Below are 13511 nucleotides of genomic sequence, written 5' to 3' on the forward strand. Positions count from 1 at the left end.
AATAAAAAATTTTTTTGAGAGGTTGGATACTTGAATATTGCATTTATAACTTCTACTCATAGGTGGGGTGGTGTTAAAAGTTGGATGTTAAATTTTGCCAAAGAGTTAGAATCTTTAGGGCATAGATGTTTTTTATTCAGCTCTGATAAAAGTTTTTTAAAGAAAGGGTCTAATTTTTCGTTAAAAGGTTTTTATGTAAAATTTGGGTTTGATTACAACCCATACGTGATTAGTTATTTTTATAAGATGTTTAAAAGTCTAAAAATTGATATTATTATTTGCAATGTTTATAAAGAAATAAGAACCGCTGGGGTTGCTGCAAAATTATTATCTCTTCCAGTTGTACACAGGGTGGGATTATCAGGTGATTTTAAAGATAAATTTGACGTAAGATTGGCTCATAGATTTATTGTGGATAAAATTATTGTTCCTTGTGAAGGGATGAAAAACGATTTGATCAATAATTTTGAATTTATAGAAGATAACGATGTGGAATTCGTTTATAATGGTAGAAAAGTTATTGGAGAAGTTAAGAATATTAGTAAACCGGTTAAGTTTGTTATAAGTTCTAAAGTACAAAAAACCAAAGGGCATCTAGATTTATTAATCGTTTTCAAAAAGTTAATAAAAAATGGTATTACTGATTTTACTTGTGAGATATATGGTGAAGGTAATTTGTCTTCATATATTAATGAAGACATAGTCAAAAATGGGCTTGAAAATTGGATAAAAATAAAAGGGTTTTGTTATAATTTAGAAGATATTTTAAATGATTATCATTTTGGTTTATTAACTTCTTATTCAGAAGGATTACCAAATGTAGTGTTGGAATATATGGCGTGTGGTTTGCCAGTTATTGCTACAGATGTTGGTTGTACGAAAGAAATGATAGAAGATGGTTCTAATGGTTTTATATACAACGCTGGGGATGTTGAGACTTTATATAAATTGATGTATGAATGTATTAATATGAGTGAAGATATTTATATGAAAATGGCTGAAAATAGTTTAAAAATGATAGAGGAAAAGTTTAATCTCACAAAAAACGCTAAAACTTTAGAAAATATATTAACAAACTTAATTGAGAGGTAAATAATGAAAATAGCGGTGATTGGTTTAGGGTATGTGGGGCTACCTTTGGCAGTAGCTTTTGCAAAAGAGTTTGATGTGATAGGTTTTGATATAAAAAGAGAAAGGGTAGATGAGCTTAAAAACGGTATAGACTCTACAGGAGAAGTTAGTAGTGAAAAATTGAAAAGTGTATCAATAAAATTCACAAATAACCCAGAAGACTTAAAAGAAGCTTATTTTTATATTGTTACTGTTCCAACCCCTATTGATAATCATAAAAATCCTGATTTAAAACCACTGATTAAAGCGAGTGAAGTTGTTGGTAAGTATTTGAAAAAAGGTGATTATGTTGTTTATGAATCTACAGTTTATCCTGGAGTTACTGAAGAAATATGTGTACCAATTTTGGAGCAAGAATCAGGACTTAAATTTATAAATGATTTTAAAGTAGGTTATTCCCCTGAGCGTATAAATCCTGGTGATAAAATTCATACTTTTGAAAATATAATTAAAGTTGTTTCAGGTTGCGATAAAGAGAGTCTTGAAAGAATAGCGGAGGTCTATGGCAAGGTTGTTAAAGCAGGTATTTACAAAGCTGAAAGTATAAAAGTAGCTGAAGCTGCAAAAGTGATAGAAAATACCCAAAGGGATTTAAACATCGCACTGATGAACGAGTTAGCGCTCATCTTTGATAAAATGAATATAGATACTAAAAATGTTCTTGAGGCGGCTGGAACAAAATGGAATTTTTTAAAGTTTGAGCCCGGTCTTGTGGGTGGTCATTGTATAGGTGTTGACCCATACTATTTAACCTTTAAAGCACAAGAAATTGGTTATCATCCTCAGGTAATTTTAGCTGGGAGAAAGATTAATGATTATATGGGAAAATTTATTGCTGAAAAAACTGTTAAGCTTTTGATTAAAAATGATAAGCTTGTTAAAAACGCTAAAATCCTTATTTTAGGTTTTACTTTCAAAGAAAATATTCCTGATATTAGAAATACAAGAGTAATTGATATTTACAATGAATTAATCGAATATGGCACAAATCCTATTGTTTATGAACCGGTGGCTTCGAAAGAGGATATTGAAAGTGAATATGAAATAAAAATGTTAGATAGTATAAATAATATTAATAAAGAGTTTGATGCAATAATTATGGCAGTTAAACATGATATATTTTTAAAAGAGTTGAAGAAAAAGGTTATTGAAAATTTACTGACAGAAAATGGTGTTTTTGTAGATGTAAAAGGTGTTATGAAAGATAAATTGAACGACGCAAGATTTACTTATTGGAGATTATAAGAGGTGATTAATTATGGAGAGCTTAAAAAAGGTAGGAGAGTTTGCTTATAATTTGATATGTAAATGGCATGAGGATAATGATTATATGCCTGATTTAAATAATGATAAACTTAATTTATTGGTTTTACAACTTACAAGGTACAATTATGACCTTTGGCATGAAGAGGATAAAGCAAGAGATCCAGATGCTACAGATTCCATTATAGCCAATGTGAAAAGAAAAATTGATAAGCTAAATCAAAGTAGAAATGACACCATTGAAAAATTGGATGAAGAGATTTTAAGCAATTTAAAAGATGTGAAACCACTTGAAAATGCGAAAATGAATAGTGAGACACCCGGAAGTATTATTGATAGAATTACAATAAATGCCTTAAAGATATATCACATGGATGAGCAAACAAAAAGGGAAGATGCTTCAAGGGAGCATATCGAAAAGTGCAAATATCGATTGTCAATACTTAAAGAGCAGGCTAAAGATTTACAACAGTGTTTAAATGAATTAATAGATGATTTATTAAATGGTCGAAAATTTATGAAAGTTTATCGACAGATGAAGATGTATAATGACCCAAATCTAAATCCTGTATTGTATAAGAAAAACAAAAAGTAAATGACTTTGCCAAAGATAGTTTCGATTGGGAATATTTCTTTAGGTGGGACTGGGAAGACCCCGTTTACAATTTTTTTAGCCAATAAACTTATTTCAAAAGGGTACAATGTAGCCATACTGTCAAGAGGTTACAAAGGGAAAATAGGGTATAATACAAATCTGATATCAGATGGTAAAAATATATTATTAAAGCCACCTTTGGCTGCAGATGAGCCTTATATGATTGCTGTTAACTGTCAAGGAGCTATAGTAATCACTGGCAAAGATAGAAATAAAAGTTATCAATATCTTATAGAAAACTTTAAAAATGTAGATTTTGTTTTACTGGATGATGCTTTTCAGCATCGAAAGATGAAAAGGGATCTGGATATTTTACTTTTAGACCATAAAAATTCTATCTCCACTGGGTTACCATTCCCTTTTGGATATTTGAGAGAATTCCCCTCTGCTATCAAAAGAGCAGATATTGTTGTTTTTACAAGAGCTGATAGTTTTACAATCCCTGCAAAGGTTGAAAAATATATAAAAGATAAGTCAACATTTTTTTCTAAAACCAAGCCTGTTGGTGTTTTTTATCAAGATAATTTATATGATTTAGAATTTTTAAAGGATAAAAATGTAGTTGCCTTTGCAGGTATTGCTAAAAATAGAAATTTTTTCAAGTTGTTAGAATCTCTTGGTGCTAATTTGGTTTATACGAAAGGTTTTATGGATCATCACCACTATAGAGAGAAGGAAATAAATTTTTTGCTTAAAATAAAAGATAGATACCAAGCAGATTTATTGATTACTACAGAAAAAGATTTTGTCAAAATGGATGAAAATTTAAAAAATTTAGTTGCTTATTTAAAAATTGGCATGGAAATTAATGATGAAAATAGGTTAATACAGATAGTAGAATAAGAGGGTAAAAACCCTCTTGATTAAGTTACATTTCTACGGAAAACTCCATGGTATCAAACCAGAATCCATCGTTTCTGATAGTATCAAGCTCAGCCTGAATAATGTTGTAATGTTTCTCTTCAACTTCGGCTAATTTTTCAAAAAACTCTTTTACTTCAGGACTGGTTGCTTTTGAAGCTTCTTCTTTATAAAATTCATGAGCTTTTTTCTCATGTTCCAATGCAATCTTTAAAGCTTCTTCATCCCCCAATTCTGCTTTATCAACCTTTTGTAAGCTTGCATCACTGGCATCTGGCATAAACTTTGACAAACGTCCAGATGGAACATCTATAACTTCCAATGGTTTCCCTTCCATTATTTGATTTGTAAATTTTTCAATCAGTTCCATATGATCTACTTCATCCAGAGCAAGCTGGATAAACATATTTTTCCCTGATAAAACCTTTGTTTGTTTTGCAAACTTTAAATAAGTCCTCAACCCCTCTTTTTCTGCTTCATAGGCTGTTTTAAGTGCTTTTAGTAATTCGTTTGACATAGCCACCTCCTAATATTTAACATAGTTTTATTATAAACTTTACAAATTTCATTTCAATATAAATATTGAGTTTTACTGATTATTGAAGTATGTATAATTGCATTTTACTAAAATTACGGAGGTCTTAAATGAACCCATTAGCTCAAGAATTAAACGAATTGATCAAGCAGGATAACCCAGCTGTCATTGATATGTTATCAACTTTAGGTAAAAATTTATTTATGCCAAAAGGGATTTTAACTCAGTCTGCAGAGGCAAAAGAAAAAGCACATAAATTTAATGCGACAATCGGTATTGCCACAGAAGGTGACAAGCCAATGTACCTTGATTGTATTTATGAAGCTCTTGATGAGTTTAAACCAAAAGATTTATTCCCTTATGCTCCTGCTACAGGTAAACCAGAGCTTAGAAAAGTATGGAAAGAGAAAATGATTAAGGAAAACCCTTCTTTAGCAGGTAAACTCATAGGGACTCCTATTGTAACAAACGCTTTAACTCATGGTTTGAGTATAGTAGCAGATATGTTTATTGATGAAGGTGACTATATTGTGACACCTGATAAATTCTGGGGTAATTACAGATTGACATTTTGTGTGAGAAGGGGGGGAGAAGTAGCGACTTTTGATACTTTTACTGCTGATGGTGGATTTAATGTGGATGGTTTATTAGAAAAAGTAAGAGATTGTGGGGCTGCCAAAGGTAAAGTAGTTGTTTTACTTAACTTCCCAAATAACCCATCCGGTTATATGCCTACAGTTGATGAAGCTAAAAGAATCGCTGATGGTTTGGTAGAAATAGCGGAAGAAGGGGTAAAAATTGTTGCTGTTACAGATGATGCTTATTTTGGGCTATTTTACGAAGATTCGATAAAGGAATCACTTTTTGGTCTTTTGGCTAATAGATCAAACAATCTTTTGGCTATAAAATTGGACGGTGCCACAAAAGAAGAGTATGTGTGGGGATTTCGTGTTGGTTTTATCACTTTTGCTGCTACAGAGCCAAAGGAGCAAAATAACTTATTAACTGCTTTAGAAAAGAAAGTGGCGGGTTTAATTAGAGGTACTATTTCTAATTGTCCACACCCATCTCAAACATTTGTATTAAGAGCGTTAAATCACCCAGATTTTGCTAAACAGAAAGCTGAAAAGTATGAAATTATGAAAGCAAGAGCTTTAAAAGTGAAAGAAGTTTTAAGTAGTGGTAAATATAGTGATGAGTTTGATTATTATCCATTTAACTCTGGTTATTTTATGTGTTTGAAATTAAAAAATGTTGAAGCTGAAGCATTAAGAGTGCATTTGCTTGATAAATATGGAGTAGGAACAATTTCAGTAAACAAAACCGATTTAAGAATTGCTTTTAGCTGTATTGATGTCAATGATGTAGAAGAGTTGTTTGAGTTGATATATAAAGGTTGTAAGGATTTGCATTAAATGGAGGGGTTTTCCCCTCCTTTAAATATGGAGGTTGTATGGTAGTAGATGCAAGAGGAAAAGCTTGTCCAACTCCTGTTATTATGACTAAAAAAGCTCTTGAGAGCATTAAAGAAGGGGTTATTACAGTTTTAGTTGATAATTTTGCTTCAAAAGAAAATGTATCAAAGTTTGCTGCAAGTCAGGGGTTGACTTGTGAGATTAGTGAAAAAGATGGTTATTTTGAACTTGTTATAGCAAAAGGCTATACTTGCGATATTGTTAAAAATGAAGAAAAAGATGATAGTAAATCAAAGAGTAAAATAGTGCTGTATGTCGGTAGTGATGCAATAGGTAGTGGAAGTGACGAGCTTGGTAAGATATTAATGAAAGGGTTTATTGAAAATATTATAAATCTAGAACTAATGCCATCTACAATCATTTTTGTAAATAGTGGTGTATTTCTTACTACTAAAAATGATGATACGGTAAAAGCTTTAAAAGAGCTTGAAGAAAAAGGGGTAGAAATTTTAAGTTGTGGAACATGCTTAACCCATTTTGATCTTATGAATGATCTAAAAGTTGGTGAAGTAACTGATGCTTTTAAGGTAATGCAAAGGCTGTTTGATGCTGACAAAGTTATCAGACTTTAATATTTTGAGGAAAAAGTGATTAAATTAACTCATTTAGCAAAAGCTGCAGGGTGAGCAGCTAAAATAGGTCCGGAGGACCTAAACGAAGCGCTTAATGGATTAAAAATATATAGAGATGGCAATGTAATTGTGTCTTTTGAGACGAATGATGATAGTGGTGTTTATAAAATCAATGATGATAAATATTTAGTGCAATCTGTTGATTTCATTACTCCAGTAGTTGATGATCCATACACTTTTGGAAGAATTGCTGCGATAAATTCTCTCAGTGATATTTATGCGATGGGAGGAGATCCAATAACTGCTCTTTCTATTTTGATGTATTCCTGTGAAATAGATAGTGAAATAATAAAAGCTATGATGCAGGGTGCATGTGATGAGCTTGCAAAAGTAAAGTGCAATCTTGTTGGTGGTCATACGGTAGATGATAATGAAGTAAAATTGGGTTTTTCTGTAACAGGTATGATAACAGGTGATAAGATTTATAAAAATTGTACAGCAAGAGAAAACGATAAAATTATTTATACCAAGCCTTTGGGGATTGGTGTTTTATCAACTGCTTTAAAAGGTGAGATGACAACAGATGATGAAAATAAGATTTTAGAAGATGTAATGCTGTTATCAAATTATGATGCTAGTAAGATTATGAAAAAGTATGATGTTTCTGCTTGCACAGATATCACAGGCTATGGATTAGCAGGGCATTTATATGAGGTTGCAAAAGGATCAAATAAGACTTTAGTGATAAATTATGAAGATATAAATTTTTTAAGTCCTGCTGTAAAGTATGCAGAGATGGGTATTATCCCTGCTGGTGCATATTTCAATAAGCAGTTTATTGAATATTTTGTGGATTACTCAAAAGTTGACGAAAAATATAGGATGCTCTTGTTTGATCCACAGACTTCTGGGGGGCTTGCCATATTTGTATCTGAAGATGATGCTGAAAATCTTTTAAACGACTTAAAAGATAGTGGTTATTCTGATGTAAAGATTATAGGTGAAGTGAAAAATTTTAAAGAAAAGTTCCTGATTTTTACCTAAAAGATAAAAAATTTCTTTGATTAGGTTATTTATTTTAAAATTTGAGGGTATTAGTTTCAAGGTAGTTGACAAAAGAATATTTGATATATATAATCGTGCGCTCTAAAAAATGGAGGTGTGTGTAGATGGCTCAAATGTTGACTATGAAAAAACCAAGTAACATTAAAAGAAAGCGTAAACACGGTTTCCGTGCAAGGATGAAAACTAGGGGCGGTAGATTGGTATTAAAGAGAAGAAGAGCTAAGGGGCGCAAAAGATTAACTGTATAATGAATGAAATTTACTTTTAAAAAATATGAGCGAATTAGGAAAAAGAAAGAGTTTGAGCATGTTTTTTCTAGTGGCCGATGGCTAAATAGCAAATATGTTGATATTTGCTATGCCTTTGGTCAGAGTAGAAAAGCTGGTTTTATAGTTAGCAAAAAGATTAGCAAAAAAGCAGTTATAAGAAATAAGGTAAAGAGAAAATTAAGAGAAATTTATAGACTCAACAAACATAGTTTACCTGATAATTTACAGTTAATTATAGTGGCTAAAAAAGGGGTAGACAAACTAAAGTATAGTGATTTAGAAAATGAAATTAAAACACTTTTTAACTACATTTCTGATAAAATTGATTGATTTTTATCAAATCTTGTTGTCACCTTTCTTAGGTAGGAATTGTAGATATTACCCAACCTGTTCTCAATATGCTAAAGAAGCTATTGTTAAAAAAGGGATTTTGCGTGGGTTGTTGTTGTCACTTTGGCGAATTTTACGATGTAATCCATTTAGTAAAGGTGGATATGACCCTGTTAAGTGAATTTAGGAGGATATAGATTATGGACAAAAGGACGCTAATTGCTGTTTTACTAAGTATTTTGGTTTTGATGATTTTTCAGTTTATGTATACACCAAGTCAGGCTCCAGTAGTAAGCGAAAATAAAACTGCTGAGAGCACTCCCAATGTAAACAAAGAGCCTGAAAAGATTGATTTAAATATTGCTCAAAAAAGTAATGAGAAATCATTTAAACCGGATGTGTTTGAAGTATCTACTGATTATGTTAGTATAAGTTTCGATAAAAATAGTGGGGATGTTTATTCTGCAGCTATTCTAAAATATAGAAATAAAGATATTGGCAAAGTGGTTTTCAAAGATGGAGAAAAAAATTATCTTTCAATAGATAATTTAAATTATGATAAAGTAGAGTATAACCTTGAAAAAGGTAAAGATAATACAATAGTAAACTTTAATTGTTTTGTTGGCGATGTTGTAATTACCAAAAGCTATAGAATTTCTAACAAAAAGTACTTAATCGATTATTATTTAAAGATAAGCAATACTGGCGATAAAACGGTAAAATTACCTCTTACAATTACAATCGGCCCTGATTTTGGAGAAGGTTTTGAAAAGAGTAAGTATGCATTTGAGGGGCCTATAATATTTGATGGGAAAAAAGTTTATAAGGAAAGACCTGATAAGGTTAAGAAAGATGTAGTTGTAAACAAACCTTTATGGATTGGATATACCACTAAGTATTTTCTCTTTTCTACGGCCACAAACTTTGAAAAAGGGTTTATTAAGAAATACAAAGATTCTGCCATTGTTGGTGGTGAAATAAATTATATCCTCAATCCAAGAGAAACAAAACAACTAAAACTTGCTTTATTTACTGGGCCAAAAGAGTACAAACTTTTAAAAAGCTCAGGGTATAAATTTGAAAAAAGTATAAATTTTGGCATTTTTTCATTTCTAGCAATCCCAATGCTTTTACTACTCAATATGTTTTATAGTTTTCTTCACAACTATGGGGTTGCGATTATATTACTTACAATAATTATTAAGATAGTTACTTATCCTCTTACATTGAAAAGTATGACTTCCATGAAAAAAATGCAGCTGATTCAGCCTGAGATTCAAAAAATCAGAGAAAAGTTTAAGGGTGACCCTCAGAAGATGAATGCTGCGATGATGGAGCTCTATAAAAAATACGGTGTAAACCCTATGGGTGGGTGTCTTCCAATGTTGATTCAGATACCAATATTTTTTGCATTGTACAAGGCGCTTCTTGTATCGATAGAGTTAAAAGGTTCACCATTTTTTGGTTGGATTACAGATCTATCTATGAAAGATCCATATTATATTACTCCTATTTTAATGGGTATAACTATGTTTATTCAGCAGAAAATGACTCCACAGGCTGGTGATCCAACTCAGCAAAAACTATTTATGTTTATGCCTATTATATTCACATTTCTGTTTTTAAATTTCCCATCTGGTCTTGTAATTTATTGGCTAACAAATAACATACTCACTATTATTCAACAGTATTTTATTAACAAGAAAACAGTGTGAGGAGTGTTATGAAATACTATGAAGTGGAAGGAAGTAGTGTAGAAGAAGCTTTAAATACATTTTTAATAGAACATGATATCCCAAGAGAGTTTGTAGAAGTAGAAGTTATAGAAAAAGGTGCAAAAGGGATTTTAGGGTTTGGAAAAAAGAATGCAAAAATAAAAATAAAATTTGATGAAAATGAATATTTAAAAAGGAAATCTAAAATTATTTTGTCAGAACTCCTTGATAAAGCAGGTTTTAATGAATATCGTATCAATGTTGTTGAGGATTATCCTAATATTATTTTAAATGTAGAATCACCAGATTCTAACCTGCTGATAGGAAAAATGGGGCAAACTCTTGAAGCACTGCAATATTTAATTGATAAATTATTAAAAATTGATGACAAATCAGAAATAAATGTTATTGTAGATATTGAAAATTATAGAAAAAGGGTAATTGAAAATCTTAAAGAAAGAGCGATTGAGCTCGCTAAAAGGGTTGTAAAAACAAAAAAGGTGGAAAAGCTGCCTCCAATGATACCGATGGTTCGTAAAGAGATTCATAATGCATTAAAAGAGATTCCAGGGGTAAGGACAGAAAGTTATGGTGATGGTAATATAAAAACTATTTACATTATACCAGAGGACTTAAAATAATGCTAAAATTTTTAATAACAGGACTTTTGATATATTTAGCATTTACATTGTTTCGAAAGAAAAAAGTTGAGAGTGAGCAGAAGGAAATTTCAGATTCTGTTGATTTGGTAAAAGATGAGATTTGCGGAACTTATGTGGAAATAACTTCTCCATATAAAGTGAAATATTATGATAAAATTTATTATTTTTGTTCAAAGGAATGTATGGACAAATTTATAGAATCCAAGAAAAATAATTAAGAGGTGTAAGATGAAAATATTTCTTGATACAGCAAATATTGATGAAATTAAGGAAGCGGTTTCTTATGGGATTGTAGATGGAGTTACAACAAACCCAAGTTTAATAGCCAAAGAAAAGAGAGATTTTAAAGAAACAATAAAAGAGATTTGCGATATTGTTAAAGGGCCTGTTAGTGCTGAGGTGATAGCTACAGATTACGAAGGGATGGTAAAAGAGGCAAAGGAATTAGCTTCAATTAGTGAATATGTAGTAGTAAAGATCCCTTTTACAGAAAATGGGTTAAAAGCTACTTACACACTTAATCAAGAGGGGATTGATGTAAATATGACTCTGATTTTTTCTGCAAATCAGGCACTTCTTGCTTGTAAAGCTGGTGCAAGATATATCAGCCCTTTTGCAGGAAGACTCGATGATGTAGGGCATGATGGAATGGATATAGTTTTGGATTGTCAAGAAGTTGTGTTGAATTATGATTTTGATACAGAGGTTATTGCCGCAAGTATCAGGCATCCACTTCATGTGCAAATAGCTGCATTGAATGGTGTTGATATAGCAACAATCCCATTTAAAGTTCTAAAACAGCTATTTAAACACCCTTTAACTGATATAGGTTTAGAAAAGTTTTTAGCTGATTGGAAAAACGCTAATAAGTAGTGGGTTTTCTATCCCCACTACTTTTTTGAAAAAGTAAACGTTTATATCTTTAAAAATAAACACTTAAAATTTTTTTGAGAAGTCACACAGTTAAAAGACGACTTTTTAAGGTTGCATAGCTGACACTAGCAGTAACTAATTTCCCTGTCATTGCGAGGAGCAAAAGCGACGAAGCAATCTATTAATTGAGGGTATTGCACAAAAACAATTGCTTAGACCCTCAGATTGCTTCGCTAACGCTCGCAAAGACGGCATTTTTGGGTCATTGCGCCCCGCCATTTAGCGGTAGGTTTTTAATTTAAAGTTTTGTTTCATCTATGTTTATAAAAGTAAACTATTAAAATGCTAACGTAAATGGCGGGGAAACAATCTCAAAACTACTTTGTTAGCAAAACTTACTTTATTATCAAACAGTCTCAAACAGAGCAATCTTTCAACCCCTTTACAAAAACTTCTGATGTTATATAATGATAAAAAACTAAATGGGTGATATCATGAAAAAGCTTCCAGTAGGAATACAGTCGTTTCGAAAAATCAGAGAAGAAAATTATATCTATGTTGATAAAACTAAAGAAGCATATGAATTAGTCAATAATTTTACTTATGTTTTTCTTTCTCGCCCTCGTAGATTTGGTAAATCACTTTTCCTAGATACACTAAAAGAGCTTTTTGAAGGGAATAAAAAGCTTTTTGAAGGTTTATACATTTATGATAAATGGGACTGGGATGAAAAGTACCCGGTAATTAAAATAAGCTGGGCAGGTGATCTAAGAACACTTGAGAAAGTTGAAGAGAGAGCAATAGATATTTTAAAAAGCAATCAAAAAAGAATTGGTATTGAATGTGAAAATCTAGAAAATCCTTCATCCTGTTTTAATGAATTAATACAAAGAGCATATGAGAGATACAATCAGAAAGTAGTAATTTTGATAGATGAATATGACAAGCCTATTCTTGATGTGATAGAAGATATTGAGCAAGCAAAGTTGCATAGAGAATTTTTAAGAGGTTTATACTCTATAATCAAAGATAATGATGCTTATGTCAAATTTGCATTTTTAACTGGTGTGAGTAAATTTTCTAAAGCATCGATATTCAGTGGACTAAATATGCTTACCGATATTTCGCTAAATCCAAGGTTTGGTAATATTTGTGGTTATACTCAGTATGACCTTGAGACAACTTTTGAACCATATTTAGAAAACGTGGATATGGAAAAAATAAAAAGGTGGTACAATGGCTATAATTTCTTAAAAGATAATGTATATAACCCGTTTGATATTTTACAATTTATCAGTAACGGGTATTTGTTTAGAAACTATTGGTTTGAAACAGGCACGCCATCTTTTTTGATTAAATTGATAAAAGAGAGAAATTATTTTCTACCAAATTTAAGTAATTTAGTAGTTGATGATAAGATATTATCAAGTTTTGATATAGAGCAAATGGATTTAGAAGTATTACTTTTTCAATCTGGTTATTTAACCATAGATAAAGTGATACAAAATGAACTTTTGCAGTCAATAGAATACAGTCTCAGAATACCAAACTTGGAAGTTCAGATATCTTTAAATGATTATATTATTCGTTATCTTTATCATGGTGATACAAAGATTAAAGAACCACTTATAAAATCACTTTATTTTGGAAATCTAAATGATTTTAAAGATGCTTTAATGAGGCTATTTTCATCAATACCATATACCAATTATGTGAAAAATGAATTAAATTTGTACGAAGGTTTTTATGCCAGTGTAATTTTTGCTTATCTTTCTTCACTTGGTATAAAGATTATAGGCGAGGATGTGACGAATAAGGGTAGGATCGATTTGACATTATTTGTCAATGATAAGATTTATATAGTTGAATTTAAGGTTGATGGTAAAAAAGGTGAAGCATTAAGACAGATTAAAGAGAAAAAATATGCAGAAAAGTATTTAGATAAATCAAAAGAAATTTACCTTGTAGGTATAGAATTTAGCTCTGAAGAGAAAAATATTGTTAATTTTGAATGGGAGAAGATAGAACGATAGAACGTTTCAACGTTACAACGTTTGAATGATATAACATGAGTATATGAAATAAAATTGTAAGGCTACTTTTGA

The 13511-nt window shown here is 31.0% G+C and carries 16 protein-coding genes; 15 read left to right on the plus strand and 1 reads right to left on the minus strand.

Annotated features, from left to right (window positions below; translation table 11 throughout):
- Positions 1-30 precede the first annotated feature (30 nt).
- The 4 genes from DEFDS_RS01705 to lpxK are packed head-to-tail and all read left to right on the plus strand — an operon-like array spanning position 31 to position 3892.
- Complete coding sequence (locus DEFDS_RS01705) at positions 31-1092, plus strand: glycosyltransferase (RefSeq protein WP_013007087.1); 1062 nt, start codon at positions 31-33, stop codon at positions 1090-1092.
- A gap of 3 nt (positions 1093-1095) precedes the next feature.
- Entirely contained in the window at positions 1096-2376 is a 1281-nt protein-coding gene (locus DEFDS_RS01710; protein ID WP_013007088.1) for a nucleotide sugar dehydrogenase, read from the plus strand.
- A 13-nt stretch (positions 2377-2389) separates the two neighbouring features.
- Entirely contained in the window at positions 2390-2989 is a 600-nt protein-coding gene (locus tag DEFDS_RS01715) for a DUF4254 domain-containing protein (protein ID WP_013007089.1), read from the plus strand.
- Positions 2990-3892: a tetraacyldisaccharide 4'-kinase gene (gene lpxK / locus DEFDS_RS01720; RefSeq protein WP_013007090.1), complete on the plus strand. Its 903-nt coding sequence runs from the start codon at positions 2990-2992 to the stop codon at positions 3890-3892.
- A gap of 25 nt (positions 3893-3917) precedes the next feature.
- On the opposite strand, the gene DEFDS_RS01725 is transcribed toward lpxK, so the two are convergent.
- On the minus strand, positions 3918-4427 hold the full coding sequence (locus tag DEFDS_RS01725) for a ferritin family protein (protein ID WP_013007091.1): 510 nt from the start codon (positions 4425-4427) through the stop codon (positions 3918-3920).
- A 128-nt stretch (positions 4428-4555) separates the two neighbouring features.
- Here DEFDS_RS01725 and DEFDS_RS01730 point away from each other — a divergent pair, with 128 nt between their 5' ends.
- From DEFDS_RS01730 to DEFDS_RS01780, 11 genes are all read left to right on the plus strand, one after another.
- Positions 4556-5860, plus strand: coding sequence for an aminotransferase class I/II-fold pyridoxal phosphate-dependent enzyme (locus DEFDS_RS01730; protein ID WP_013007092.1), 1305 nt, complete (start codon positions 4556-4558; stop codon positions 5858-5860).
- A gap of 38 nt (positions 5861-5898) precedes the next feature.
- A complete protein-coding gene (yedF, locus tag DEFDS_RS01735; RefSeq protein WP_013007093.1) occupies positions 5899-6492 on the plus strand; it encodes a sulfurtransferase-like selenium metabolism protein YedF in 594 nt (197 codons plus the stop codon).
- 15 nt (positions 6493-6507) lie between these two features.
- Positions 6508-7536, plus strand: a complete 1029-nt coding sequence (gene selD / locus DEFDS_RS01740) for a selenide, water dikinase SelD (RefSeq protein WP_084742493.1) — start codon at positions 6508-6510, stop codon at positions 7534-7536.
- Between the two features lie 134 nt (positions 7537-7670).
- Positions 7671-7805 carry a 50S ribosomal protein L34 gene (gene rpmH / locus DEFDS_RS01745; protein ID WP_013007095.1) on the plus strand — a complete coding sequence of 45 codons (135 nt, stop codon included), beginning with the start codon at positions 7671-7673 and terminating at the stop codon, positions 7803-7805.
- 3 nt (positions 7806-7808) lie between these two features.
- Positions 7809-8156 carry a ribonuclease P protein component gene (rnpA, locus tag DEFDS_RS01750; RefSeq protein ID WP_013007096.1) on the plus strand — a complete coding sequence of 116 codons (348 nt, stop codon included), beginning with the start codon at positions 7809-7811 and terminating at the stop codon, positions 8154-8156.
- Positions 8110-8337, plus strand: coding sequence for a membrane protein insertion efficiency factor YidD (gene yidD, locus DEFDS_RS01755; protein WP_013007097.1), 228 nt, complete (start codon positions 8110-8112; stop codon positions 8335-8337). Before rnpA ends, yidD begins: the two co-directional genes overlap by 47 nt.
- Before the next feature lie 19 nt (positions 8338-8356).
- Positions 8357-9871 carry a membrane protein insertase YidC gene (gene yidC, locus DEFDS_RS01760; protein WP_013007098.1) on the plus strand — a complete coding sequence of 505 codons (1515 nt, stop codon included), beginning with the start codon at positions 8357-8359 and terminating at the stop codon, positions 9869-9871.
- An 8-nt stretch (positions 9872-9879) separates the two neighbouring features.
- On the plus strand, positions 9880-10512 hold the full coding sequence (jag, locus tag DEFDS_RS01765) for an RNA-binding cell elongation regulator Jag/EloR (RefSeq protein ID WP_013007099.1): 633 nt from the start codon (positions 9880-9882) through the stop codon (positions 10510-10512).
- Positions 10512-10751: a YHS domain-containing protein gene (locus tag DEFDS_RS01770; RefSeq protein ID WP_013007100.1), complete on the plus strand. Its 240-nt coding sequence runs from the start codon at positions 10512-10514 to the stop codon at positions 10749-10751. The genes jag and DEFDS_RS01770 overlap by 1 nt, the downstream gene beginning before the upstream one ends.
- A gap of 10 nt (positions 10752-10761) precedes the next feature.
- A complete protein-coding gene (fsa, locus tag DEFDS_RS01775; protein WP_013007101.1) occupies positions 10762-11406 on the plus strand; it encodes a fructose-6-phosphate aldolase in 645 nt (214 codons plus the stop codon).
- A 494-nt stretch (positions 11407-11900) separates the two neighbouring features.
- On the plus strand, positions 11901-13439 hold the full coding sequence (locus DEFDS_RS01780; protein ID WP_013007102.1) for an ATP-binding protein: 1539 nt from the start codon (positions 11901-11903) through the stop codon (positions 13437-13439).
- The last annotated feature ends 72 nt before the right edge of the window (positions 13440-13511 follow it).

Source organism: Deferribacter desulfuricans SSM1, from assembly GCF_000010985.1.
In the GTDB taxonomy this organism is placed as follows: Bacteria; Chrysiogenota; Deferribacteres; order Deferribacterales; family Deferribacteraceae; genus Deferribacter; species Deferribacter desulfuricans.

What these genes read in the sequence shown, in the direction of transcription:
- DEFDS_RS01710 (WP_013007088.1), top strand. Translation starts at nt 1,096, where the DNA reads ATGAAAATAGCGGTGATTGGTTTAGGGTATGTGGGGCTACCTTTGGCA.
- DEFDS_RS01715 (WP_013007089.1), top strand. Translation starts at nt 2,390, where the DNA reads ATGGAGAGCTTAAAAAAGGTAGGAGAGTTTGCTTATAATTTGATATGT.
- lpxK (WP_013007090.1), top strand. Translation starts at nt 2,990, where the DNA reads ATGACTTTGCCAAAGATAGTTTCGATTGGGAATATTTCTTTAGGTGGG.
- DEFDS_RS01725 (WP_013007091.1), bottom strand. Translation starts at nt 4,427, where the DNA reads ATGTCAAACGAATTACTAAAAGCACTTAAAACAGCCTATGAAGCAGAA.
- DEFDS_RS01730 (WP_013007092.1), top strand. Translation starts at nt 4,556, where the DNA reads ATGAACCCATTAGCTCAAGAATTAAACGAATTGATCAAGCAGGATAAC.
- yedF (WP_013007093.1), top strand. Translation starts at nt 5,899, where the DNA reads ATGGTAGTAGATGCAAGAGGAAAAGCTTGTCCAACTCCTGTTATTATG.
- rpmH (WP_013007095.1), top strand. Translation starts at nt 7,671, where the DNA reads ATGTTGACTATGAAAAAACCAAGTAACATTAAAAGAAAGCGTAAACAC.
- rnpA (WP_013007096.1), top strand. Translation starts at nt 7,809, where the DNA reads ATGAAATTTACTTTTAAAAAATATGAGCGAATTAGGAAAAAGAAAGAG.
- yidD (WP_013007097.1), top strand. Translation starts at nt 8,110, where the DNA reads ATGAAATTAAAACACTTTTTAACTACATTTCTGATAAAATTGATTGAT.
- yidC (WP_013007098.1), top strand. Translation starts at nt 8,357, where the DNA reads ATGGACAAAAGGACGCTAATTGCTGTTTTACTAAGTATTTTGGTTTTG.
- jag (WP_013007099.1), top strand. Translation starts at nt 9,880, where the DNA reads ATGAAATACTATGAAGTGGAAGGAAGTAGTGTAGAAGAAGCTTTAAAT.
- DEFDS_RS01770 (WP_013007100.1), top strand. Translation starts at nt 10,512, where the DNA reads ATGCTAAAATTTTTAATAACAGGACTTTTGATATATTTAGCATTTACA.
- fsa (WP_013007101.1), top strand. Translation starts at nt 10,762, where the DNA reads ATGAAAATATTTCTTGATACAGCAAATATTGATGAAATTAAGGAAGCG.
- DEFDS_RS01780 (WP_013007102.1), top strand. Translation starts at nt 11,901, where the DNA reads ATGAAAAAGCTTCCAGTAGGAATACAGTCGTTTCGAAAAATCAGAGAA.